22 protein-coding genes and 1 other RNA gene are annotated in these 24,423 nt (G+C 42.8%); 6 read left to right on the top strand and 17 right to left on the bottom strand.

All coding sequences use genetic code 11. From position 1 onward, the window contains the following. Nucleotides 1-83: 83 nt before the first annotated feature. The 9 genes from B9T34_RS12740 to B9T34_RS12780 all read right to left on the bottom strand — a co-directional run bounded on the left by B9T34_RS12740 (nt 84) and on the right by B9T34_RS12780 (nt 8,861). Nucleotides 84-1,127 carry a YqaJ viral recombinase family protein gene (locus B9T34_RS12740; RefSeq protein ID WP_086213507.1) on the bottom strand — a complete coding sequence of 348 codons (1,044 nt, stop codon included), beginning with the start codon at nt 1,125-1,127 and terminating at the stop codon, nt 84-86. A 152-nt stretch (nt 1,128-1,279) separates the two neighbouring features. Further along, on the bottom strand, nt 1,280-2,326 hold the full coding sequence (locus tag B9T34_RS12745; RefSeq protein ID WP_086213508.1) for a DUF932 domain-containing protein: 1,047 nt from the start codon (nt 2,324-2,326) through the stop codon (nt 1,280-1,282). Between the two features lie 41 nt (nt 2,327-2,367). After that, nucleotides 2,368-2,676, bottom strand: a complete 309-nt coding sequence (locus tag B9T34_RS12750) for a hypothetical protein (protein WP_086213509.1) — start codon at nt 2,674-2,676, stop codon at nt 2,368-2,370. A 120-nt stretch (nt 2,677-2,796) separates the two neighbouring features. Further along, nucleotides 2,797-3,177, bottom strand: a complete 381-nt coding sequence (locus tag B9T34_RS12755) for a hypothetical protein (RefSeq protein ID WP_086213510.1) — start codon at nt 3,175-3,177, stop codon at nt 2,797-2,799. 11 nt (nt 3,178-3,188) lie between these two features. Then, entirely contained in the window at nt 3,189-3,755 is a 567-nt protein-coding gene (locus B9T34_RS12760) for a hypothetical protein (protein WP_086213511.1), read from the bottom strand. An 18-nt stretch (nt 3,756-3,773) separates the two neighbouring features. Then, nucleotides 3,774-4,034, bottom strand: coding sequence for a hypothetical protein (locus tag B9T34_RS12765; RefSeq protein WP_086213512.1), 261 nt, complete (start codon nt 4,032-4,034; stop codon nt 3,774-3,776). 589 nt (nt 4,035-4,623) lie between these two features. Next, nucleotides 4,624-5,586 carry a hypothetical protein gene (locus B9T34_RS12770; RefSeq protein ID WP_086213513.1) on the bottom strand — a complete coding sequence of 321 codons (963 nt, stop codon included), beginning with the start codon at nt 5,584-5,586 and terminating at the stop codon, nt 4,624-4,626. An 82-nt stretch (nt 5,587-5,668) separates the two neighbouring features. Next, on the bottom strand, nt 5,669-6,646 hold the full coding sequence (locus B9T34_RS12775) for an inovirus-type Gp2 protein (RefSeq protein ID WP_086213514.1): 978 nt from the start codon (nt 6,644-6,646) through the stop codon (nt 5,669-5,671). Between the two features lie 475 nt (nt 6,647-7,121). Then, nucleotides 7,122-8,861 carry a hypothetical protein gene (locus B9T34_RS12780; RefSeq protein WP_086213515.1) on the bottom strand — a complete coding sequence of 580 codons (1,740 nt, stop codon included), beginning with the start codon at nt 8,859-8,861 and terminating at the stop codon, nt 7,122-7,124. 231 nt (nt 8,862-9,092) lie between these two features. Here B9T34_RS12780 and B9T34_RS12785 point away from each other — a divergent pair, with 231 nt between their 5' ends. Then, nucleotides 9,093-10,004, top strand: a complete 912-nt coding sequence (locus B9T34_RS12785; RefSeq protein WP_086213516.1) for a hypothetical protein — start codon at nt 9,093-9,095, stop codon at nt 10,002-10,004. 161 nt (nt 10,005-10,165) lie between these two features. Here the strand turns inward: B9T34_RS12785 and B9T34_RS12790 are convergent, their stop codons facing one another. Further along, nucleotides 10,166-11,314, bottom strand: coding sequence for a tyrosine-type recombinase/integrase (locus B9T34_RS12790; protein ID WP_086213517.1), 1,149 nt, complete (start codon nt 11,312-11,314; stop codon nt 10,166-10,168). A gap of 185 nt (nt 11,315-11,499) precedes the next feature. Further along, nucleotides 11,500-11,858: a transfer-messenger RNA gene (gene ssrA, locus B9T34_RS12795) on the bottom strand. 130 nt (nt 11,859-11,988) lie between these two features. On the opposite strand from ssrA, the gene glpK reads away from it, so the two are divergent. Continuing rightward, a complete protein-coding gene (gene glpK, locus B9T34_RS12800) occupies nt 11,989-13,473 on the top strand; it encodes a glycerol kinase GlpK (RefSeq protein WP_086213518.1) in 1,485 nt (494 codons plus the stop codon). A gap of 99 nt (nt 13,474-13,572) precedes the next feature. Here glpK and B9T34_RS12805 read toward each other — a convergent pair whose 3' ends face one another. The 3 genes from B9T34_RS12805 to B9T34_RS12815 form a co-directional block, all read right to left on the bottom strand. Further along, entirely contained in the window at nt 13,573-15,099 is a 1,527-nt protein-coding gene (locus tag B9T34_RS12805) for a DHA2 family efflux MFS transporter permease subunit (protein ID WP_086213519.1), read from the bottom strand. 6 nt (nt 15,100-15,105) lie between these two features. After that, nucleotides 15,106-16,257, bottom strand: a complete 1,152-nt coding sequence (locus B9T34_RS12810) for an HlyD family efflux transporter periplasmic adaptor subunit (RefSeq protein ID WP_086213520.1) — start codon at nt 16,255-16,257, stop codon at nt 15,106-15,108. A 267-nt stretch (nt 16,258-16,524) separates the two neighbouring features. Then, nucleotides 16,525-17,022 carry a thioesterase family protein gene (locus tag B9T34_RS12815; RefSeq protein WP_086213521.1) on the bottom strand — a complete coding sequence of 166 codons (498 nt, stop codon included), beginning with the start codon at nt 17,020-17,022 and terminating at the stop codon, nt 16,525-16,527. Between the two features lie 108 nt (nt 17,023-17,130). Here B9T34_RS12815 and hemB point away from each other — a divergent pair, with 108 nt between their 5' ends. Continuing rightward, nucleotides 17,131-18,144 carry a porphobilinogen synthase gene (hemB, locus tag B9T34_RS12820; protein WP_086213522.1) on the top strand — a complete coding sequence of 338 codons (1,014 nt, stop codon included), beginning with the start codon at nt 17,131-17,133 and terminating at the stop codon, nt 18,142-18,144. An 89-nt stretch (nt 18,145-18,233) separates the two neighbouring features. Continuing rightward, on the top strand, nt 18,234-19,361 hold the full coding sequence (gene thiO / locus B9T34_RS12825; protein WP_086213523.1) for a glycine oxidase ThiO: 1,128 nt from the start codon (nt 18,234-18,236) through the stop codon (nt 19,359-19,361). Between the two features lie 114 nt (nt 19,362-19,475). Here the strand turns inward: thiO and B9T34_RS12830 are convergent, their stop codons facing one another. From B9T34_RS12830 to B9T34_RS12840, 3 genes are all read right to left on the bottom strand, one after another. After that, nucleotides 19,476-20,378, bottom strand: coding sequence for a TIGR01777 family oxidoreductase (locus B9T34_RS12830; protein ID WP_086213524.1), 903 nt, complete (start codon nt 20,376-20,378; stop codon nt 19,476-19,478). Nucleotides 20,379-20,444: 66 nt separating this feature from the next. Next, the gene (locus tag B9T34_RS12835; protein WP_171265212.1) at nt 20,445-20,897 is read right to left on the bottom strand and encodes an ABZJ_00895 family protein; all 453 of its coding nucleotides are present in this window, start codon (nt 20,895-20,897) and stop codon (nt 20,445-20,447) included. A gap of 314 nt (nt 20,898-21,211) precedes the next feature. Next, nucleotides 21,212-22,156, bottom strand: a complete 945-nt coding sequence (locus tag B9T34_RS12840) for a diguanylate cyclase (RefSeq protein WP_086213526.1) — start codon at nt 22,154-22,156, stop codon at nt 21,212-21,214. Between the two features lie 336 nt (nt 22,157-22,492). Between B9T34_RS12840 and B9T34_RS12845 the strand changes: the two genes are divergently transcribed. Both B9T34_RS12845 and B9T34_RS12850 read left to right on the top strand, forming a co-directional pair. After that, nucleotides 22,493-22,870 (top strand): VOC family protein, encoded by a 378-nt coding sequence (locus tag B9T34_RS12845; protein WP_086213527.1) that lies wholly within the window; start codon nt 22,493-22,495, stop codon nt 22,868-22,870. A 299-nt stretch (nt 22,871-23,169) separates the two neighbouring features. Then, nucleotides 23,170-24,420, top strand: a complete 1,251-nt coding sequence (locus B9T34_RS12850; RefSeq protein WP_086213528.1) for an exonuclease SbcCD subunit D — start codon at nt 23,170-23,172, stop codon at nt 24,418-24,420. The last annotated feature ends 3 nt before the right edge of the window (nt 24,421-24,423 follow it).

Raw genomic sequence — 24,423 nt, forward strand, 5'->3', positions numbered from 1 at the left:
CATAAAAAATCCCATGCTGTTTGGCATGGGATCGTTATGGCCTTAAATTGATTTGGTTGTGAAGAGCGAAGATTGATTTCATCTCATTCATCATCTGGGTAAATATTGAAGCGTCTTGAACCAGATTTACTTTGCGGGAATTGATTCAGATATTCAGGATACTGTTTAAGTAGGGCTTTGCTATCTAAGCTAATCGAGTCTTTGGCCTTTTTCCATGTCACCGAACCTGCTTTAAAGGTCGCACGTTCGGCCTCCTGCATCTTGGCCTGCAACTGGTGCTTCAGCAGATCGAATTGTTCTTGGTGCTTTTCAATATGATTGCGTGCTTGAATCAGCTGCTCAAACTGTTGATTGGCCTGTTCATCTAACGATAAATCTGTCGTACTTAGCGGTACATGTTCCGGATACAACAACTGTAAGGCTTTAGCTGCCGATTCACTGGCATCTGCATCAGGCGGTGTATCCTTCTCGACGCACTCCCAGAAGTAACGCTCTGCATTCACGATATGCTGAATCACCGATTCTGAACGGGTTACTTTAAATATGCGGGTTTCGTGTCCACAAATCAGCACGCAGATATGGGCTGCCTTCTTTCCGGTCACAGCCAATTGATGCTGGACCTGACACAGTACATATAGAGGCACACCATCCCGCCAAAGCTTAGCGCCATATTCCCCTGTGGTTTTACATTCTAGAATCTGTACATCTGCGTCACCCACTACAGAATAATCTAAGTTGGCTAACATAAAGGACTTGTCTGGATCAGGATGCTGTAGCACAGCATTCACGCGGCGGACTTTATAATTGGTATGCATGCTGTAATACTCAGCAACCAAGGGCTCCAAACGCTTACCCCAGTACAATGGCGCATGACCTTCACTTTCATCTTCAATCGATTGCTTGATCCGTCCAGTCTTGATCATCCACAGTTCCAGCATCGACATATAAGGGTTGAGTCCACAGGCAGCTGCGCAGTCACTGCTGCCGATGCCTTGCCTGCGCACTTCCAGCCATTCGGCCTGACTGAGCTTCTTAGTCGCTACAAAACGTTTTGCAGTAAAATTTTTAGGAGCCCGGAATACTTTAGGCTGTGCAGATGCTGCAGGTAGATTTGATAAATGATTCATTGTTAATTCCTCTAATTTAAATTTTGGGCATAAAAAAGCCGTGCCTAAAGACACGGCTTTAAGAGCTTGGTATTTGAGTCATTAGTGAAGAAAAATATTTGGCCTTGTTCTGTAATACTTAGGCTAATTTATAAAAAGGAGAACTATTGATCTTAAGCAAGCATTCGCAGCGCCTGTTCGAGCCCACGCTGCTTCAACCCAGCACCTGCGCCAAACCATGCTGAATCGAGTCGGTGATCTTGACTCATGGCGCGACGTTCATGATCGGCAAATTCTGTAATACTGCAAAGCAAGCCATATGCGGTATCTTTAGCTGAACTGAGTTCTGCCCCACGTCCCTGCCCATTAAACATAGTCATGACTTTTGACATGGCACGGCCATTCGGCTCAGTCTTGTTTTCAGCTTTAGCAGCTGAATTGGCTTGTGTAGCAACATTGCGGTAGAACTGAATAATACCTTCGTCCTGCTCTATCGGACTCAAGCTGCTATTGTTAAACACGGCATCAAAATAAGTTACTGCTTCGCTTTGAGTGACTTTACGCTGGCTGAGTTGTTTCATTTCATACATATGTTCATCCCATGCCCGGACAGAAATTCCCAACTGCTGTTTAATCTTTTGGGCATCAAAGCGAGTGCTGTGCGGGACTTTAACTACTCCTGAACTAGCGTTCTGACCTTTGAGAGCAATCGCTAAAGTGTTATTGCACACCACACGGATTGAAGTGAACTGTGCAGTTGTTGCTAGTGTTCCATCACAGCCCGTAGCCAATAAGATATAGCCATTACTGACATCTTTACCTTTGAGTGCTGCTGTCTGCCCCGTTTTAGCCAAAGCCCAGAATTTTTTTCCGCCTTTTAATACACCCGCCGTTTCCAGCTCAAAACCTGATTGTTCAGTTAAATCACGGTAGAACTCCAACACCTCAGCAGGCTGGACTTCCTGATAGCGCTGACTGACCACAGATAAAGGTGCATGGGTATCAGAGCGGTAAAGTACGCGCTGTTCTTCATAGGGCATGATGATGCTTTGACCGCGTTCATTTTGTGCCATATAGCTGACGTTTGATGATTCAATACGCCAATCCATGCCTGCCTGTTTCGCCCAGACTTCAACTGGCTGATTTTGCGCGAGCTGGTTGCCAAGACCATGCCAAGGGGTTTCACCGACATAAGCCATTTTTTCAATTTGATGTGCCATAGTGTTAATTCCTGTACCTATAATTGATTGAATTAAAATATTTAAAAATAATCAGCTGTAAAATCTGTTAGTTGATGGCAGTCCTGACAGATATACTGCTCCGCGTTGCTATAATATTTTTCATAGCAGTACTGACTGACGATGACCAATACACCACCCACCACAACACCAATGGCTGCGCCTGTAAAAGGCGGAAATCCTGCTTTTTTGGCAAGCTGCATGCCGAAAAGCGCCATCTGGGTCGGTGAAATACAGCGTTGCAGTTGTTCGAAATAGTTGGCGTTTGCATGACTTGAATCCGTCTGTTTGACATGAGTGGACTGACAATAGGGGCATTGAATTAAGGACATTGAATATTCCTTGTGAAATGAATTGAGTACCAAGAGCTGAATTGAGGGCATAAAAAAACCGTGCCCATTGAGGACACGGTTTGATTGAAATTTTGGTTCGTCGTTTAGAGTTAAAGGCCGCTATTGAAAGCTATAGCTCGCTGTTCCCTGTTCTGTTTCAACATCGACACGCACGACATTGTCATAGCCACAGCCGGTTAATTTCAGCCTTAAACGTAGCCCCATTTTAAAATGCTGCGGATATTCCAACGATCTGCGATAGCCTTCATAACTGCATTCACCGTTATTAATTAAAACATTTGTAACGTTAATCGGATCTGGGCTGTTAGAACGAATGGTGATGACATTTGCCGCTTGGTTTTGCGCATACCAGTTGCTGGTATCTACTACATTCATTTCAACAGTAAAAGTATTGGGATCAAGGCTAGAACTGCACCCTGACAACATCATACCTGCAGCGGCCGTTACTGCCAGCAGGATCGATTTAAAAAATGTATTCATAAAACTTATCCTCAGCAGTAGTTGTAGCTCACGCCGTAATCACCTGTCTCTAAATCAATACTGACCAGATGGATTTCACAGTCTGTGCCATTATCAAATTTATAAACGTAGTAACGGTTGCCCGCCTGTTCCGACTCTAATGCGCCGTGTTCCTGCAAGCTAAAACCTCTCAGGGGTTTACCGGTATCTTGAGAGGCTTTGGCAAAGACGAGCTGCTGGTACTTATCTACATTTTCCTGTTCAAATTCAGGCAGGTCTGCATAAGGAAGCATGGACAGCAAGGTATCTGCCACTTTTAGGCTTTGCTCCAGCTCAAAACTCAGCAGCTCAGGTTGATGCTGTGCAGAGCTTGGCTGCTTGATTCCAGCAGTCAATTCCTCCACATCAATGCCATCAACTTCCGCAGCAGGAATGCCTTCTGAAGCAGCAGCCTCTGAAGCTGGTATATCACTTACGGCGGTTGCCGTTTGCACCGGCTTCTGGACGTTCGGCTTAGTACTGAAAAAATAAAATCCAGACACGATCACAATAGTCAAAGCCAGAATAACGGCTAAGGCCAATATGGTTTTTTGGTTCATCTCAAATGCTCCCCCGTCTTAGTTGGGTACAGTGACTTGACCATTCTGAGCATTAAAGTGAACGAAGCGCGGGCAGCCACCCTGAAAGTTCACCGTGAAATTCCGCCAGCCGCGATTGCCTGGATTGGTTTTATACATGCACTGATAAACACCTCCACCCAAATTGCGGGCCTGAACAAAATAGGCTTCACTGGCTTGCGCAAACCAGCCGGCCTGCGCCCATGACGCGCCTACAAACAGTGATGAAATCAGGGTAGTTTTTAGGAAAGTTTTTAACATAGTCATTTTCTCTTTTTACAGGCATCACTAGTCTTCAGCAGATCCAGTGTCCTCCATGTAATATTTGTTGGAATGAATACCGAAGTTTTTGAATTTTTTATAGACGATAAAGCGTACAGATCTACTTAGCTCAAAACAGCATTAGAGATTCATCTTCATATCGGTAATATGTATTTGAAAAAGTTTTATTCTTAAAAAGTCATAGACACAGCTATTCACAGCACGCGGTCTCATCACCCAACGGCACAAATATTGAAAAAGAGAAATTTAAAAGACGATATTGATGTAAGCGCATGGCGTACTCCTTTGTTTTAAAAGAATCCTGCCAAATCACTGCTAATATGATGGTGGCAGAACGAAGGAGGGTTAGCAGACTGGTAACAAAGAAACCAGCACGCGCAAGCGCGTCCCCCCTCCGCCCTACCGCAAAGAAAGGGGGACGAACGGGTCCACAACATGCAAAATGAGATTTCACATATTGTCTTTGTTAATGGGTCTGCTAAAACCCGCTGACGATGTAGGTCAGCAGGCTAAGGATAATCTGCACAATGTAGAGCGTCAAGCAAGTACAGGAATGCAATATAATTTTTTAGTACCGTATGGTTACTCCATCAAACCATTTGAAGCCTTTGGGGTAGATACAGATTCTATTCGCAAGTCCACCCCTTCCTGTTTGATTTTCTGGCATGCTATTTAATGCGCTCAGCGGACATTGGGCGTCTTCTTGAATAATTCGATCAATCCGAAACATCTGTTCAGCCTCACCCACACTATTTTGATCTGTCAGACTCAGGCAACTGCAGATACCCATATAATTCGTGACTTGAGCCCAGAAATGCTCTATGACACTGCAATAAAATAATGGATCAGCATAGAGTGATCGGTTAAAGCTCAGATAAAAGTGGATCACATACCGATGCTGAACATCATCCCGTACGATCTGATAAAAGCGGTAAACGGCTTGTGTTCGATACCAATACTCAGCCGCTAGACTTTTTTGGAAATTTGAAAAAAATCGCTCTAACTGTCGCAAATCGATAATTTCATTCCCCCCCTCATTTAGGCTCAGTTCCAGCTTTAAATCCGCAGCATCGGGATACATCTGGCTTGTATTGCAATAAGACTCTCTCAGTTTTTCAATCCGCTTACCGTATCGCTCATTCAGCTTATGCATTTCTTCAGTCAAGCCGGTGCTTTCAAACAGCACTCTCAGCCGCTTTACGATCTTATTGATATAAAAACCAGCGCTTCTTTGCGCCGTGACTTCAATGAAACGAAGCTTCTCTTCTGTCAGCACGCTGCAGTAAGCCTGAAAGAACTTATCTGCCCAAAATGAAAAAGATAAATGCTCTTGAATTCCAACAGCCATCATCCTGCGCCATGCTGAAAAGTAACCAGACAGTTTCAGCTTAAACTCATCATCGATATTCTTGTGATGAGCATCGTATTCAATACCTTCTGGAATTGGAGCAAATCGAATCGTTTGATAAAACTCGATAACATCCTGTTCCAAGCGTGGCGCTGTCACAAACTCAAACTCTGTATAGCTCATGTTTTGTCCTATGAATAAATTAACTTCATAGAACAGGCATCGTCATAATTTTTTATGCCATATCAGCATCGACCGATATTTTTTAGTCTTCAGCTGCAAGATTTATGGCACTGCAGCCCAACTGTTTTTGCTTATAATGAGTTTGGTACATCCTCCCATGAGGCTTATATTTACCCTTAGTAAACGTGTTCTTGACTCCCAGCTTGATGAGCATCATTTGGTTATATTTTTCAGGCCGTACCAAATATTCAGCAACACGCAATGCATTCGCATGCTGTACTGCAGAATCTCTTGAAATTTCACCAACGCCCAAAGTACCTTTTTTCTGATATTTCTTTTTGTCCCAATTCACATTAAACCCAATGCCAGTACATCCGCCATTGGTCATCGCAATCTCTCTCCATTTATTAATAATCTCAAATCCATAGTAGACATCTTTTTGGATTTTTGAACTGTTATAAACCAGCATCAAATGCGCATGAAAGCCTTTTGTGGCACCGTGCTCTAAAGCCAGTCCAAAAGTCAGTAAATGCTTAAAACAGCCATTTTTATCTTTCAGTGCCCTACGTAAGCTTTGGATGTGTAAATCAAAAACATCAATCGTCACAGCACTTAAAGACTCAACTGCATAGGACAAATCCACACGCACAATCAATACAGAGCTCCGATCAACAATGACGTTATTCATCTCTGCAAGAAAGCTCTTTTGGTTATCTTCTTCCTGATTTCTATACTTTTCAATTTCCTCAAGAACAAACCCTCGATGTGCATGCAAGATCTGTCTTAGATTCTTAATTTCGCCCATAGACAATCCTGATAGATATTCACCAAAGCTAAGCATGCCACGCTGACTATTGACGTATTCAGTGACTGCAATAAACGCCCTAATCGATGCAGCATACTCACCCCCTTCTCGTTTGAACTTTTCAAATACATACCATAAGCGTTCTAGGTTAAACATGAAGTCTTCATTCGGCATATCAAAATTAAGGCATATATCGACAAAGGTATGAATCGCATAGATCACCCCTGCCTGATGGTCTAAATTGAATGGGAACACGTTGAACTTCCTTAACTATGATTTACGTCATAGTTAAGCAATCGACTTATTTTTTTAAATGCTGTCCTGATCTAGAGTAAGGACAAGTCATCCAATATGCACATGTATCGAATAGTGATCTCACTCTGCATTGACTATTGATCAGCCATATCATCCATATTGGGATATTTATTCAGGTATGTAAGACATATCTCATGGTTCTTGTTATAGGTATGAGTAATTGTGATTGTATTGATCTATCTAGTATTTATAGTTCTATGATCTATAGTAACAAGTCTATTATTAGTATTAATCTCTATATTAATAATATAAAAAACCGTCTTGTTACAGATACAAAAAATATAGCCCAGCCGAACAGTCCGATTTTCAAACCTTCGGCTAAGCTAGGCTTTTTAGATATATCATCGTTACGATAGTTAAGTCAGAAAAATGTTTTTTGAATATTTTAGTCATAAACCTAAATCAAGCATGCATACTACTCAAATAATGATAAACAGCGATGATGCAGTAATCCGTAATTTTTAAGTTCTTCCAGTGTTGGCGATATCTCTGTCATTTGCTGTACCGGAAAGTCAAATGGAGTCGCATCTTGCAATGCTTTTTGAAATTCCAATTCACATAAGAAATACTCGTCAGCTTTTGCATTCTGATCAGGAACATAGCAACAGCTGTACGTGTTCTGAATAAATGACCGAGGTAGAATTCTAAAAGGCTTTACTATTTCTCTTGCCTCAGCAAATACTCGGTCTAACCCCCTCTTAGTCGTATTATCAATATCGGAATATTTAGTCATACATTGCTGAAAAAAGTAAATTTGGTTATATGCAATAAGATCCATAAGAGCCATTAAAAACTGATAAACCCTGAACTGTTCTGCTTTTAATTTGGCCGCGATCCTCGATGGAGTTTTGTCTGATTCATTCTTCAACTCCATTTCTTTTTTGATTATTTTGATTTGGTTATCATGCAATGAATACGGATAGAGAGAGTCTATGCACTCTAAACGTTCAAAACTTTCATCATCAATTACAACTAGATTAGCATCTCTTAACATTTTAAAAAAAGATTTATTCTGGCTATAGATCTGACAGCACCACTGCTCAAGTAAACTTTGAAAAAGACCTAAGCGGTTATGCATTCCACTGAGTTTTATAGCCTTGGTAGATTCTAAACTATCTAAAGCCACCTCATCATCCAGAATATTTTCATGGGGCTTTAAATTAAAAGCAGTTGATAATGAATTCTCAGGATGCAATTTCTTTAATCCTAAATAATGATCGAAGAATTTCATGACTTGCTCTCTCTGTATTACATTAAAATTATTATTATTTTCGTGTAAGACCGGCTTCATCCAACACAAAGGATCACACAGCAAATAGTTATTTTTATGTTTTAGAATATTCAAACCAGCATCAGAATGTTCGCTTTCATTGTTTGAAAATAAGTCACCCTTTTGATCAAGAAAAGTAAAAATAGAGGCTACCTTCTGAACTTCAAAAGCATGTGGCTGCGGGTATTTTAAAATATAAAATTTACCGTAAATTGCAGCATCGCCCCAAAATGTATGTGAAAGGTTTAAAGCGTAAATTGGAGACTCTGTTTGAATAAAACTATTTCGAATTGCTCCATTTGCCTGACATCGAATAAATCCGAATTGTTTCAGCTGCTGTATAGCTCGATAAATAGATTGTTTGTTTAAACCCGTTGCCCGCTCAATTTCAGAAATTCCATACCCTACAACAATCCCAAACGAATCTGCACCATAAATTAACCGCAATAAAACAAGATAACTTCGATAATCAAGATTGCAATCAGTCTCTGTTTTTTTTGGTAAATTGCTGATTTTTATCTCAGCACTTTTTATAAATAGAAGTGCAATAAATTTTAATAACGGAAATTTTCTAGACATTCTTTTAATAATATTATCCAGACTGTAAACAGACATTATTAAATCATCGCTAATATAAGCAAGATTAAGCTGTAAGTGACGGACTCTGGCACGTTTCCCCGTCTCAGGGAAATCTATTTTTAATATTCCATGCTGTTCCAATTCATGCAATACAACCCGTAATTTTTTAGTCTGTATGCCAGTGGCTTTCGTCAATTGGGCAAGCGGTAATGATGTACTCTCAGCTCCAAAGTTTCTTATAAAAGTAATTAGCGCCCAAACGGCGTAGGCTGAAAGTTGCCCCTCCACCCTCTGATAGAAAGCCATAAATAAGGTTAAGAAATGCTGCTCAGAAGTCTTCCAGTCCACAATAAAAATCTCTACTTCATTAACCTATATCTCAGGTAAATGTATCATACATTAAATATGATAGGCACAAAACAATAATTAATAAATGGTGTTTTTATAATTATCATTTAATTAATATTTACTTAATTTTTACTTAATTTTTATTTATGCTATACATTAATATTAAGTAAATATTAATGAAAATTAACAATGGCACGACCACATTTAACTTTAGAAAAATGGTTATCCTCTCACACAGATTTAAAAAAAGAATTCTTAGATTTAGAAGCCAGCGAGAAATCTGGCCTAATCAGAAAGATTGTGGCGTCTGGAAAAAAGGATCACTATTTATCGAAAAATGACTCGTCGACTAGTCCAAATGATGATCAAGACCTTGCTTACCGAAACAGTCAATCCCAGTCAGACTCTAAAAATAAAATATTCCCTTACCTTCCAAAATTTGAAAACGATGAATTTATCGTTGAAATAAATGATGCGCATTTTGAAATTTTAAAAAAGAAATTCCCGTCATTTAAATATAACCACAATAACAAAGAAAATAATTGCGTCATTAAACAAATCACACTTGATCAAAAGACATTAAAAGAACTTGATAAAATTAAAGAAAAATATAAATTTAAAAGCCTTAAAAACTGTTTAGAGTTTTTAATTGATAGGCAAAACACACAATTAACAGAAAAAAATAAAATAATATCAACTCTCAAAAAGGAGAAAAGCAAAAATAATGATTCTATTTTAAGGAAAGAGCTGAAATTAAAGGATGAAGAAATTTCTCAAATTAAAACTGAGCTTGAGCAGCAAAAAAATACCATCCAAGAAAATATGAGCCGATCTGCAAAAGAATATGAGGAATACTTAATACAAATAGCTGTAAGTAAAACCATTGAGTTAGAAAAGATTAAAGCTTATGTAGGTGATATGTCCGAAGTAGACCAACAAAGCATAAATGGAGCTCTTGCACCTGAAGCAATTAACGAAATAAAAGATCAATTTCGAAAAAATTGCACAGAGCAAAAGCAATTATTAATAATGAAAAATCAGTCAAACTTAAATGATGCTTTAGGCTTTGATCAACACGTTGATTTTTATAAAGAAGAATAAAAATCATTATAATTATTAAAGGGTATTAATAGGTTAGGTAAAATAAATATTATCGAAAATCTTTAATACCCCCATTTACCATGAATAAAATCAGAAACCTGTAAACTAGGCAAGAACTAGCACTATAAAGTCTTGCACTTATAGAATTACACCAATTACGTTTAATTACACCCACCGGTAGTCCATTTATTAACTACTTCACTATACCACTCCATAATCTTTACACGCTCATCCCAATACTGTGCTCGGTTATATGCAGAACGAATGCGGTTCTGTGGCACATGGGCAAGCTGACGTTCAATTGCATCAGGATTAAACAAATTTGACTCATTTAGCACAGTACTAAATAGTGATCTAAACCCATGTGTTGTCATTCGACCTGTATAACCAGAACGTTTAATGACAGCTAAAATTGATTCACTACGCATAGGTTCTTTATTGTTTAAACGATGTGGGAATAATAGATCTTGGTTATGAGTCAAACGTAGTGCCTGAAGCTCATCAATCATCATATCTGTTAAGGGTACACGATGGGGTAAACCATTCTTCATACGCTCAGCAGGGATATCCCACTTACGTTCTTCAAGATCAAACTCTTCCCAACGTGCTTGCAATAACTCACTTACTCGAACACCTGTAAGCATGATCAAAATAATTGCATGATGCGTTTGAGCATCAGCAGGATAGGCTTTAATCCGTCTAAGAAATTCAGGCATTTCACTTTCAGGCAATGATGCTAAATTTTTTACTTTTTTATTCTTAAGTGCATACACCAAATCACTGGCTGGATTGTCATATCGATAACCGTGGGCTATAGCATATTTCATCACCATACCGCATCGAGATAGCGTACGTTTAGCTACTTCAGTAGAACCTCTGGCTTCAATTTTTTTAATAACCTGCAAGATCTCAGGCGCCTGAATCTGATTGATTCGTTTATTTGCAAGTGTACTAAAAAGCTCATCCAGAGATGCTCGTACATTACTAATATGTTTGGATGACCAAGTCTCTCTTTGGTTATCAAACCAATCTTCAGCCACCTCTTTAAAAAATGGCTTGATGTCTTCGTATAAAACTGACTTGGAATGCTTATATTTCAGTTCAAGGGCAAGCTCTCTTGCTTTCTTTAAACTCATGTCTGGATATGGACCCAGTGACTCTGACTTACGCTCACCATGAACGGTATAGCGTACATTCCAATATTTTTGCCCTGCTGGCATCACCAGAAGCGATAGCCCATTCTCATCTGAAAGACGGTAACGCTTATCTTGTGGTTGCGCTTTTCTGCATTCTGTATCTGTGAGTTTCATCTGTATTTACCCTTTATCTAGACTAAAAAATAATTGGGTAAATTTTCCCAATAATTACCCGTAGAAGGCAAAAATTGGGTCACACAGCTTAGGATAGGATCGGACAATACAGCCAATAAAAAAGCCCTTAAACATTGAATTTAAGGGCTTTTTTACATTCAGTCGAACATCTCTGAATTGAATTTTGGTGGAGATGGCGGGAGTTGAACCCGCGTCCGCCAGCATTACGCTCGAGAATACTACATGCTTAGATATCGTCTATTGTTTTAACTCTTTGTGACCCGACGAACAGGGTACAAATCGCGATCCTCTAAGTTTAGTACAAAGCCCCGAGGCTTGGCTTTATACGGACTTGTGTGCGTGCGCTTCAGTCGGACTCTCTAACCACAAGTATTCGGAGAGGCGGACAAGCTGCCCTTAGGCAGCTAGAGCGTATGATTCGTCGTTTGCGACTAAAAAATGCAAATTTGATTTACGAGAGAAAATGCGCTCTCGACATGCATCTATGAGTTTCATCACCAGCGTCGAAGCCAGAAACATCCCCAATGAAGAGCCATCATAGCATAACTGCAAAAAATTGCGATGCAATTTCGAAACAATTGCACATTGATCTGCGCTTAATTACATAATTGCGCTAATATTTTATTTTTCAAGACCTCAAAAGAAAAATATATATGAGCTATTTACTTGCACTCGATCAAGGGACCACTTCCAGCCGTGCGATCATCTTTAATGAACATGGACAAGTTCAGGCAACAGCTCAGCGAGAGACGCATATTCAGACGCCGCACTCCGGCTGGGTTGAACAAGACGCACAAGAAATTTGGAGCTCGCAAATTGCCGTGGTGCAGCAAGCATTAGCAACAGCGCGCATCCTCGCCAAAGACATTAAAGCCATTGGACTCACCAATCAGCGTGAAACCACTGTCGTATGGGATAAACGAACAGGCAAAGCGCTAGCGCCTGCAATCATTTGGCAAGACCGCCGTGCAGCTGACTGGTGCAATCAACTCATCCAGCAGAATCTGCATGAGCACATCCATCAAACCACTGGACTGCGGGTTGACCCCTATTTCAGTGCTGGAAAACTGGTTTGGCTGCTGCAGCATATAAATGGCCTGCGCGAATTGGCTGAACAGGGCCATGCCATCTTTGGCACCATAGACAGCTGGCTGATTTGGAACCTAACCCAAGGTGCAGAACATGTCATTGAAGCCAGCAATGCTTCACGAACGATGCTGATGAATCTAAAAACCCAGCAATGGGATGAAGTACTGCTGGATTTATTTAACATTCCAGTGGCTATGCTGCCTAAAATTATCAGCTCTGACAGTTATGTTGCAGATACAGCTGCAGGCTTACTCGGCGCAAATATCCCGATTACCGGCATCTTAGGCGACCAGCAGTCTGCGCTTTTTGGGCAATCCTGTTTTGATGCAGGAACTGCAAAAAATACTTACGGCACGGGCTGTTTCATGCTGTTTAACACAGGTCATGAAGTACAATTCAGTCAAAATAAGCTGCTCTCCACTCTGGCTTGGCAAGCGCAAGGCCAAACGACCTATGCGCTGGAAGGCAGCGTATTTATGGCGGGCGCCATTGTGCAATGGCTGCGCGACGGCCTTGGCATTATTCAAAAAAGCAGCGATGTCGAAAAGCTGGCCTGCCAAGTCCCATCGACAGATGGCGTGGTTCTCGTGCCTGCATTTACTGGGCTTGGCGCACCGCATTGGGACAGTGAAGCGCGCGCCTTACTCTGCGGGATGTCACGCGGCACAGGCAAAGCGCATATTGCGCGGGCAGCCTTGGAATCTATTGCCTTTCAAGTCTCTGATGTGCTGAGCGCCATGCAGTCCGACATCTCCAAACCGCTAAAAGAACTGCGTGTAGATGGCGGCGCCTGCGCCAATGACATGCTGATGCAGTTTCAGGCAGACATTTTAAATGTGCCCGTCTTGCGTCCTAAAATGCTGGAATCGACGGCATGGGGTGCAGCCGCTATGGCGGGGCTAAAAGCAGGTGTCTTTTCCAATCTAGATGAAATTGGACAATCTTGGCGGCTGGAACGCGCTTTTGAACCGAAAATGCAGACTGATGAACGCGAATATCATTTGGGCCTTTGGCAGTCTGCATTGAAACGTGCAAAATCAGACCTTTAATTATGCTGTTTTCAATCCCGCTGAATCCTGTATAAAGGCCTGCCGAAATAAAAAACCGCTTCTTAAAGCGGTTTTTTATTAAAAACTTGATTTTAATCATTAATGTGCATGGCCGCCGCCAGCCACCACTTTCGGTTTAGGGCATAGCCAAATAATCATGGCTGCGGTAATAAATACCAGCGAAAGAATTAAAAATACATGATTGGCCGAAAGGGTCAGCGCTTCTTTATCCACCAAACTGGAAATGTAACCCAATGCGCCCTCTGAACTCATCCCCTGCTGCACTAAAGCGGATTGCGCATCATCGGTATGCAGTGTTCCAACCATTTCACTGCGCGACAGCTTGGTATGATCATCCCAAATGGTCACTGCAAGCGATGCGCCAATGGCGCCTGCCATGGTTCTTAAAAAGTTCATTAAGCCCGCAGCAGAAGCCATTTCATGAGGTTTAACGGAGGCCATCGCCATATTGGACAATGGAATAAAGAAAAACGGCACTGCAAAGCCCTGTAAAATTTGCGGCAAAGCCAAGGCCAAAAAGTCTGCATCTGTGGTCCAGAATGCACGCATCAACGTCACGCCGCCCAAAATACTGAGGCCAAAACTAGCCAAGGCCCGCTGATCATATTTGGTCGCCATTTTTGCCACCAAAGGTGACATGGTCAGGCTGCCAAAACCCATCGTCGCAGTTAAATAACCTGCCCATGTTGCGGTATAGCCCAAGTTAATCTGCAGCCACTGTGGAATCAGCACAATACTGCCAAAAAATGCGCCGAAGCCCATGGCCAGCGCCAGCACTGAGATGGTGAAGCTTTTGTATTTAAAAATTTGAATATTCACCACAGGGTGCCGTTCGGTCAGCTCCCAAATAGTGAAAATGACTAAACCGATGATAGATGTCAGTGCTAAACCCACAATAAATGGACTATTGAACCAATCCCGTTCATGGCCTAAATCCAGCATCAGCTGTAAAGCGCCAATCCACAGTACCAGCAGCATTAAGCCGCCCATATCTATTTTTAACTTGGCTGTTTCAGTTTCTGCTGGTTTAAGCAGACGTGCTGCCGCCATCGCGCAGACAATACCCACAGGAATATTGATAAAGAAAATCCAGTGCCAAGACAGATTATCACTAATTGAACCGCCTAGAATTGGGCCTAGAATTGGCCCAACAACCGTAGTCATGGCCCACATGCCCATGGCTTGCGACTGCTTTTCAGGCGGAAATATCCGCAGCAGCAGCATTTGGCTGAGCGGCATAATCGGGCCGCCGAACAGGCCCTGACCAATCCGGCAAAACACCAGCATTTCCAAACTGGTCGATAGACCGCACAGTACCGAAAACACCGTAAAGCCAATCAGGCTTATGGTAAAGACTTTCACCCCGCCAAAGCGCCCAGCCAGCCAGCCAGTCAAGGGTACGCAAATCGCTTCCGCAACCGCATAAGACGTAATGACCCAAGTTCCTTGTGAGCTGGAGACAGCAAGGCTTCCGGTAATATGTGTGACTGAAACATTGGCAATGGTCATGTCCAGCACGACCATAAAGTTTGCCAGCGCCAACACAAAGGCGGCGAGGATTAAACGCCCGCCTTTCAGGTCACCATAAGGAACATAGCTATTCATAGGCGATTACTTCGATGTCAGGTCAATGTTCGCTTCCATCGATAGGCCGACACGCAATGGATGCTCAGCCAATTCTTTCGGATCGAGCTGAATGCGCACCGGCAAGCGCTGCACCACTTTAATCCAGTTGCCCGTCGCATTTTGTGCAGGAATGAGCGCAAAGGCTGAGCCTGTGCCGCCGGAAAAACCTGTCACTGTGCCTTTATATTCAACCGAATCGCCATACAGGTCAGACGTTAATGTCACTTTCTGCCCTACGCGTACTTTTTCCAATTGGCTTTCTTTAAAATTGGCATCTACATAAAGCTGTGACAAAGGCACCACCATGAGCATGACACTGCCCGGCGCAACGCGCTGACCAACTTGAATTTTCCGGCTAGTCACCACGCCATCAAAGGGCGCTTTCACCACAGTGCGTTCTAAATCCAGCTCTGCCTGTCTCAGCTTTGCCTGTGCTACTAAAACATCAGGGGTAGAGTTTTCATTGCTGCCTTGAATTAAGGCATCGTTAGCCGCCAATGTACTCTGCGCAGCTTTTTGACTAGACTTCGCTTGCGCCAAACCCGCTTGGGCCAAATCATAGCCAGCCTGCGCATTTTGCATTGCACTTTGCGAACTGCTGAGTTCTTCTTTGGAAATTGCACCTGAAGCGCTGAGCTGCTGACGGCGGTTTAATTCATCTTTGGCTTTATCCAGTTCAGCTTTGGCTTTCGCCACCTGCGCTTCCGCACTATGAATACCATCGTCACTGACAAAAACCTGCGAATTTAAGGCACTGCTGTTCGCGGCGGTCTGCTTGTACTGACGCTGCGCTTTACGCAATTCTGCTTTGGCTTGCGCCAAGGAAATTTCGGCATCCCGCGGATCTATGCGCACCAGCACATCACCCTTTTTCACTTGCTTAGTATCACTGACCAGCACTTCCGCCACTTGGCCTGTCACCATCGATGTCACCGACGCGGTTTCTGCACCGACATAGGCATTATCCGTTGAAACTGAATTGTTAAAAAACAATTTCCAAATCAGGTATAACACCACAGCAATGATTAGGATAATTGCAATAAACCCTAAGCTTTTTTTGCGCTTGGCCTTAAGTTCCTGATCACTGGGCTGATCCGCCGCTTCTGCATCTGGCAGTGTGTTTTGAGCATCTGTCATTGATTTTTCCTAAATCCAAACAGACTTGGTCAGACGGCATCATTCTTGCCTCACGCAAGGAATCGGACATTTTTGTCCTCTATGGTGTCGATGAGAAAGTCATTTCTTTTTAAATTTGACGCATTTTATAGCGAGATAATCATGTTCTGAGAATATAAAATGTAACTGGTCAGTCTTTTTTACGTATACAGCATTCAATTTTCATTGAATGCTGTAAATTATGCTTAATTATGATTGATTTAGCTTAATTCAGCCTGAATACGGCGCTTAATAAGCGTAAGATGCAATTGCCGTTGCGATCGCTTTTCCTTCATCATTGACCATAGTCATACGCATGGTGCAGCCTTTACGGCCTAAGCGCAGGGTTTCCGCACGCGCAATAAAATGCTCGCCTCGGCCTGGCGCCAGATAATCCACCCGCATATCTACAGTTGCAACACGCGATACTTTTTTACTGGCCTCTTCCAAAGTTTCCGGTGTGGCATTGCGGTACAGTTCCGCCATAGCGGATATGCCGCCTATGCTGTCTAAAAGAGTCGCCGCGACACCGCCATGCAGGATTTGAAAAGCCACATTGCCAATCAGATTTTCACCCATTTGCACATGCGCCTCAATCTGACCATCCACCACCCGCATCTGCATACCGTTATGCAAATAAAACGGCGAATTATTAAACGCCTGACAGATTTTTTCCAAGATCACATTGATGTCAACTGTGGCGTCTGAACCAATATTTCCTGTCCAACTTTTTACCGCTTGCGTCATAGTCTGCCCGAATTACTGTAATTGAATAAAAAAATGAATACTGTTGCCCTAAAGACAGATTATAAGTCTACAATACCTGCAAGTTTAATACTGATCATTGAGATTGTTATGACCTATACGTTCAATCGTCCAGCATTTCCTGCCACCCGCATGCGCCGCATCCGTAAAAATGACAAGCTGCGTGCAATGGTTCGGGAAACACAGCTCACGGCAGACCATCTCATATACCCAGTATTTGTCCTTCCAGGGCAAAATCAAACGCAAGATATTCCAAGCATGCCAAAAGTACAGCGCTTATCAGCATATTTACTGCTGAAAAAAGCGGAAAGCCTGCTTGAACTTGGCGTCTCTAAGTTGGCGCTGTTCCCTGTCACTCCGCAAGAAGATAAAAGTCTGAATGCTGAAGCGGCTTGGCGTGAAGATGGCTTGGTGCAGACCACTGTTCGCCTGCTGAAAAAAGAATTGCCAGAAATGGTGCTGATTACAGACGGCGCACTGGATCCATATACAACACACGGTCAAGACGGCATTATTGATGATACTGGCTATGTGCTGAATGACGAAACGGTTGAAGCCCTAATTAAACAAGGTTTGAGCCATGCAGAAGCGGGCGCTGATGTTTTCGCGCCTAGCGATATGATGGACGGGCGCATCGGCGCAATCCGTCAGGCTTTTGAAGCCAATGGCCATATTTACACCAATATCATGGCCTATTCTGCCAAGTATGCATCCAGCTTTTACGGCCCATTCCGCGATGCAGTGGGTTCGTCTAGCAATCTTAAAGGCGGCAACAAATACAATTACCAAATGGATGTCGGCAACCGCGCAGAAGCGCTACATGAAATTGCGCTGGATATTCAAGAAGGCGCAGACATGGTGATTGTCAAACCAGGCATGCCGTATTTAGATATTGTCCGTGAAGTGAAAGATACTTTTGGCGTGCCAACCTTCGTTTATCAAGTCAGCGGTGAATACGCCATGCTGGCTGGGGCCATTCAAAATGGCTGGCTGTCGGACAGCGTAATTATTGAGTCATTGATGAGCTGCCGCCGCGCAGGCGCTGACGGCATCTGGACCTATTTCGCAGAAGAAGCTGCGCTGAAATTGAAAGATATGAGATAAAATCTGAATCAGCCTTCCTCCTATGAGGGAGGCTTTTTTATTTCTGGAACATTTAAATATATTTAAACCTGAGAAATAGGTTCAAACAGATGCATATTGCCATTATTGGTGCAGGAATCAGCGGACTGCTGTCGGCCTTAGAACTGCTTGAGCAAGGCTGCTCAGTCAGTATTTTTGATCAACAAGCTGCGGGCAAAGCCGCCTCTTGGGCTGGCGGCGGGATACTCTCTCCTATGTATCCATGGCGCTATCCGCAAGCTGTGAATGATTTAGCCAAGCATGGCAAGGCGCTGTATCAAGCATGGAATGAAAAGTTATTGCCCATTTCAGGCATAGATTTTGAAATTCATGAAACAGGTATGCTGATTTTCGATCAAGATGATTTTGAAACAGGCCTCAATTATGCAGAAAAATACCAAGAACCCATGCAGCAGTGTGAATACTTGCAGCAAGAGCATCTAGAACAAATTAACCCTAGAGTTTCTGAACAGCTAAATGAGGCCATTTATTTTCCGCAAATTGCCAATGTGCGCAACCCGCGCCTGCTGAAATCAATCATTGCCTATCTTAAACTGCATCCTAACGTTCAATTTTTTGAAAATACGTGGATTGAGCATTTTGAAATCCAGCAGCAAAAAATCACAGCCATCCGCGCAGCAAATGGTCAGCATTTTGAAGCAGATGAATTCGTCATTGCCACTGGCGCTTGGTCTGAGCACTGGTCACAGCAGCTGCGGCTGAGCATTCCAGTCGAGCCAGTACAAGGCCAGATGCTGCTGTTTAAAACACCTGAAAATTGGCTGCCGACCATGTGCATGAACAATGTCATGTACCTGATTCCGCGGAGCGACGGCCACATTGTCTGTGGTTCCAGCATGCATCACTTGGGTTTTGATAAACGCCCATCTACGCAAACCCAGCAGAATATATATAAAGCCAGTTTGGAAATGGTGCCAGAATTAGAAAACTTCCCCGTGGTACAGCAATGGGCTGGTTTAAGACCAAGTTCACCAACCGGTGTACCCTACATTGGCAAAATGCCTAATTTTGACAATCTTTGGGCCAATTTCGGACATTACCGCAACGGCTTATGCATGGGACCAGCTTCAGCTCAATTGCTGCGCCAGCTCTTGCTCAAGCAGCCGCTGATTGCTGAGACTGCTGCCTATGATCCAGTACGGCTCATTGAGCGTAATTCCACGGATATGACTGTCTAAGATATGGCACAAATAACTGAATAACGAAGAAAAGTACCCGCCCCAATCCATTTAATTTATATCATAGGCTTGGGGGATTGTTTTGATTTTATTGAATGAGCTTAGTGCCATAAATCATGGTAGCAAATCTGTCAAAGCCTCTTTTAGAGTTGGAAATTTAAACTCAAAACCGGCATTTTGAAGCGCTTTGGGTTGAACATACTGGCCATTCAGCACCAGCTGCGACTGTTCGCCCAGCATCATTTTCATCACCCAAGCAGGTACAGACAATAAAGGCCGTTTATGCAGCTGACGTGCCGCCAAATCCGCAAACTCCGCCTGACTGCCCCGCTCTGGCGCAGTAAGATTAAACACTGTGCCCTCAGGCTGTTTCGTCATTAAAAACTCGATGGCACGCAGCACATCCCGAATGTGCACCCATACGATCGGCTGCCTGCCATGACCAATCCTGCCCGCAAGATTCAAGCGGATCGGCTGCAGCATTTGCGGCAATATGCCGCCTTTGGCAGACAGTACAATGCCTAAGCGGATAATTTTGGTATTTTGATTGGAAAATTGCAGTGCGGTTTTTTCCCACTGCTGGCACATTTCAGACTGAAAAATTGATTGCGGCGCCGATTCCTCGGTACAGGCCTGCTGCCATTTTTCGTCTGGATCGATACCGTAATAGCCAATGGCCGAACCTGATATTATGCATTTTGGCACAATACGGCGCCGCTCCAAATAACGGTAAAGATTTTCTGTCATTTGCACGCGGCTATCAATCAGCTGCTGTTTGCGGGCTGCTGTCCAACGGCCTTCGCCGATACTTTCACCCGCGAGATTAATCACGTAATCAACCTGATCGCTTTTCAGCTCATCCAGCTGGCTGATCCACTGCATATCTGGGTGGCGCGAAACTAAATTCTTTTTCCGGCTTAAACCAATGACCGCATAATCCTGTGACAGAAAATATTCAATCAGCCGCGTGCCGATAAAACCGCTTGCGCCTGTAATCAGTACCCGCTCTTTAAGCATGACGCCATCTCATTGTTATCAATATCTATCTTAGATATAAAATAAGATTTATTTGCATTCAAGTGCTTATTCGTGTCCAAACATCTTGATGGACATGCGTTTCGCCTGCGGCCCATAAAACCAATAGGTAAGCAGATAAAGCGGAATTGCCAGCATTAAGGCCATAATCAATACGATGCTGATAAATTGCGGCTGCTGTAAATACAGCAAAAAGTTCTGCCAAATTTCAGGGTCTTTAATCGCGAACACAGCCACACCAATCATTTGAAAGGCGATGTTGTAGCCCCAGAAAATCAAGGTATAGCCAAAAGTCAGACGCTTGCGTTCAGCCTGACTTGGCGCACGCTGATTGCGCTTGAGAAAATGAAACAGCACCCAAATCATGGCAGCCAGATAAGGAACCGCCGTTAAAATGCCGCCAACACCGACTGGCATTAAAGCCGCCAATACGCCGCAAATGCAGGTTAGCACCAAACAAATAAGAAAAAATATTAAAAAATAACGTTTTAGTGACATCAGAACGATGACCCAAGAAGAAGATGACATCCAGTATAAAAAAAAATGAATTTTTTTTCATTTTATTGTCAACCAATCTGTAACCCCATGCGTTATATAGGGTACAAGGTCAGTAGCAACCGAATGATTTGTACCGGCATCCACAATGTTTTCGGTGACCTTTCTTAAAGCAATAAGTTTCTTTTCAAGCTTAAGTTTTTGAACAGCAGCTAAAACTTAAATTTGAAATAGATTTTTTTGACCAGCGATTTATCATCACTCGAATCGCTGGTCTTTTATTTTGTATAACATTATTTTTGCCATATACGCTTTTAAAGCTAATCAGCAACATATCTATTGCGGCCTAAACTTTTTGCTTTATATAAATTTGCATCAGCCATACTTAAAAATTCCATTTGGCCTTTTTCACTGTTAGGCACAATCGTTTTAATGCCTAAACTTAAAGTTAATGCATCTGAGACTGGCGATGCTTTATGCGGCAAAGCTGCTGCTTTTACAGCGCGCTGAATATTTTCGGCAACCTGAATCGCATTTTCTAAATGGGTCTCAGGCAACACCAAAACAAATTCTTCACCGCCATAGCGCGCTACCAAATCACGCGGGCGCACACAGCAACCCTCCAGCAGCTGCGCAATTTGCTGAATGCAGGCATCTCCAACCACATGCCCATTTACATCGTTATATTGCTTAAAATAATCAATATCGGCAATGATTAAAGACAACGGTTTTTGCTCTCGGATTGCATGCAGCCATTCACGTGAATAATAATCATCAAAAAGACGGCGATTCGCGACACCTGTTAAGCCGTCTTTATATGAATACTCCTCCAGCTTGCGCTGCATGGCTTTCATGCGGTCCTCTTGCCGTTTTCGTGCTGAAATATCAAACATGAAGCCAACTAGGCTTTCAACCTCGCCATTCGGTTTGCGCACCACATGCACCACATCGCGAATCCAAGTGTATTCGCCATTGGATTTTAAAGCGCGGTAATCTGCTTCATGATCCAGCCCCGCAATCGACTGTGAAACACAGTAATTAAATATACTGTCCCTGTCTTCTTCATGCATGCGGTCTACCCAGTCTTGCACTGACACCCATGAATCCTGCGTCCAGCCCAGCAGCTTTTCAATTTGCGGCCCGATATAGCTGAATGTTTTACTTTCCCAGTCAATACTCCAAGGAATAGCCAGTGTCGACTCAATCAATGTTTTATACACCATGCTATTGGCAAGTTTTTCTTCATCAAATGGATTATTTGGCATTTTTTTCCTGCGCTATTTCAACACTTGCTGCTGCCGTTACGAGTATTTATCTTCTTGAGGGCAAAAGCATGCTTATTTTGATTTATGCTGCAATAATAACAATTGAGGTTTGGCTCAAGCACTTTCTGCCCCCTAATAAAATCTAAAATAAAGACGCTATAGGCATAAAAACTGAGTACAGAACTGCATCATTAATGCATCACTTCATGATCAGAAAACAATCTAATATTTTGGTTAAAGTAATATTACGTCAAAGCAAATATCTTGTATAAAACTACTCGACAACTGGTAAATGTTTTACATGAAAAAGCATCAATAGGCTAAAAGGTATTCCCCATGAACCAACTCTGCTATTTCGAAATTCAATCCTCCAATCCCGCGCGTGAAGTTGCATTTTATCAGCAAGTTTTCGGCTGGACTTTTACCAAGATTGAAGGCTTACCCATTGAATATTATCAAATTGAAAGTCCTGCTATGCACGGCGGCTTATTGGCTCGGCCCGCCTCAACGCCACCTACGCATTGCGGCACCAATGCTTTTACCTGCTCTTTTGAAGTAGAAAATTTTGATGCAGCCGCAGAAAAAATTTCAGCGAATGGCGGTCAGATTGCTATGGAAAAATTCGCTATTCCTGGCAAATGCTGGCAGGGCTATTTCTTAGATCCTGATCACAACACTTTTGGGCTGGTGCAGATTGATGAAAATGCAGCATAAAACACCTTATTTATTGTATTAAAGTTTATTGATGCAAGCCGTGCCCAGCCACACTTTAATTTATTGTATTAAAGTTTATTGATGCAAGCCGTGCCCAGCCACACTTTAAAAACCGTTCCGGACAAAATTTCTTTAAATTCTCTGAGTATAAAAATAAATTGATGTACAGCATTTGCCTGTAGCTGAGCAATGAAAAAGAATCTTTTTACGGCAGCTTGTGTCGTGCTGAGATGTTCTGACGCCTCTCCAGAATGAAAATATGCTAATTTATGCGGGGCATTTCATTCTATTGAGTTCACATGACTGTACGTTTTTTTCATACATCAGATTGGCACTTAGGGCAGTTTTTTTATAATCATTCCCGCCAGTATGAACACGAGCAGTTTTTGGCTTGGCTCTTAACTCAAATTCAAGAAAAACAGCCGCATGCCCTGCTGATTGCTGGTGATGTATTCGATGTGATCAATCCCTCATCTTCTGCGCAAAAGCAGCTTTATCAGTTTTTAGCGGATGCTCATGACTTAGCGCCCAACATGCAAACCCTGATGATTGCAGGCAACCATGACTCCGGCTACCGCATAGAACAAGTTGAACCGCTGCTTGAAAAATATAATGCGAAAACCGTTGGCGTCATTCAGAAAAATGAAGCTGGGAAAATTGATTTAGACCGCCTGCTGGTGCCGATTTATAATGAAGATAAACACATTGTCGCTTGGTGCTTAACCCTGCCCTTTCTGCGCCCAGCTGAAATTACCGGCGTCAATGAACACACATCCAGCAGTGAAAATGCAATTGCCTATTTACATCAGCAGCTGATTGCAGAAGCAGAAAAACGCAAGGAAGATGGTCAGGCGCTGATTCTGATGTCACATGCGCATATGCAAGGCGGTGAAACTTCAGACTCGGAACGGCCCATTATTATCGGCAATGAAGAAGCGCTTTCGACTGCATTATTTGATGATGTCATTGACTACGTCGCACTGGGACACTTGCATAAACCGCAAAAAGTCGGTGCGCCGCATATCCGCTATAGCGGTTCACCGATTCCTTTATCTTTCAGTGAAATCAATTATAAGCACCAAGTGGTTGAGGTCATGCTTGACCCAACGAAAACAGATGAATCACGTTTCCAGTTTGAAGCCTTGGCCATTCCGCGCAGTGTGCAATTGCACCGGCTTAAAGGCAGTATTGCCGAAGTATTGAGTCTGTTAAACGCCTTACCGGATGGTGAAATTGCAGATATTGATCAGCGCGAATATGTTGATATTGAATATCACACTGACGTGCCGCCTGCGCCAAATTTACGTCAGCAGTTCGAAGACGCTTTAGCGCCGAACCGCTACCGATTGGTGCGGATTTCCCGCAAGTATTTAACCCAGCAGAATGCAGACAGTGCAAATGAAAAAATCAATTTAGAACCGCCGACACCAGAACAGCTGTTTAAAACGCTTTGGGAGAAGCAAGGCTACGGTACAGATGAACACGTCATGAATGACTTTATGAGCTTAGTTCAAGAAGCCAAACAACGATTAGAACAGCCGCAGGATTAAGCT

Origin of the sequence: Acinetobacter sp. ANC 3813, assembly GCF_002135435.1 — a bacterium.
Taxonomy (GTDB): domain Bacteria; phylum Pseudomonadota; class Gammaproteobacteria; order Pseudomonadales; family Moraxellaceae; genus Acinetobacter.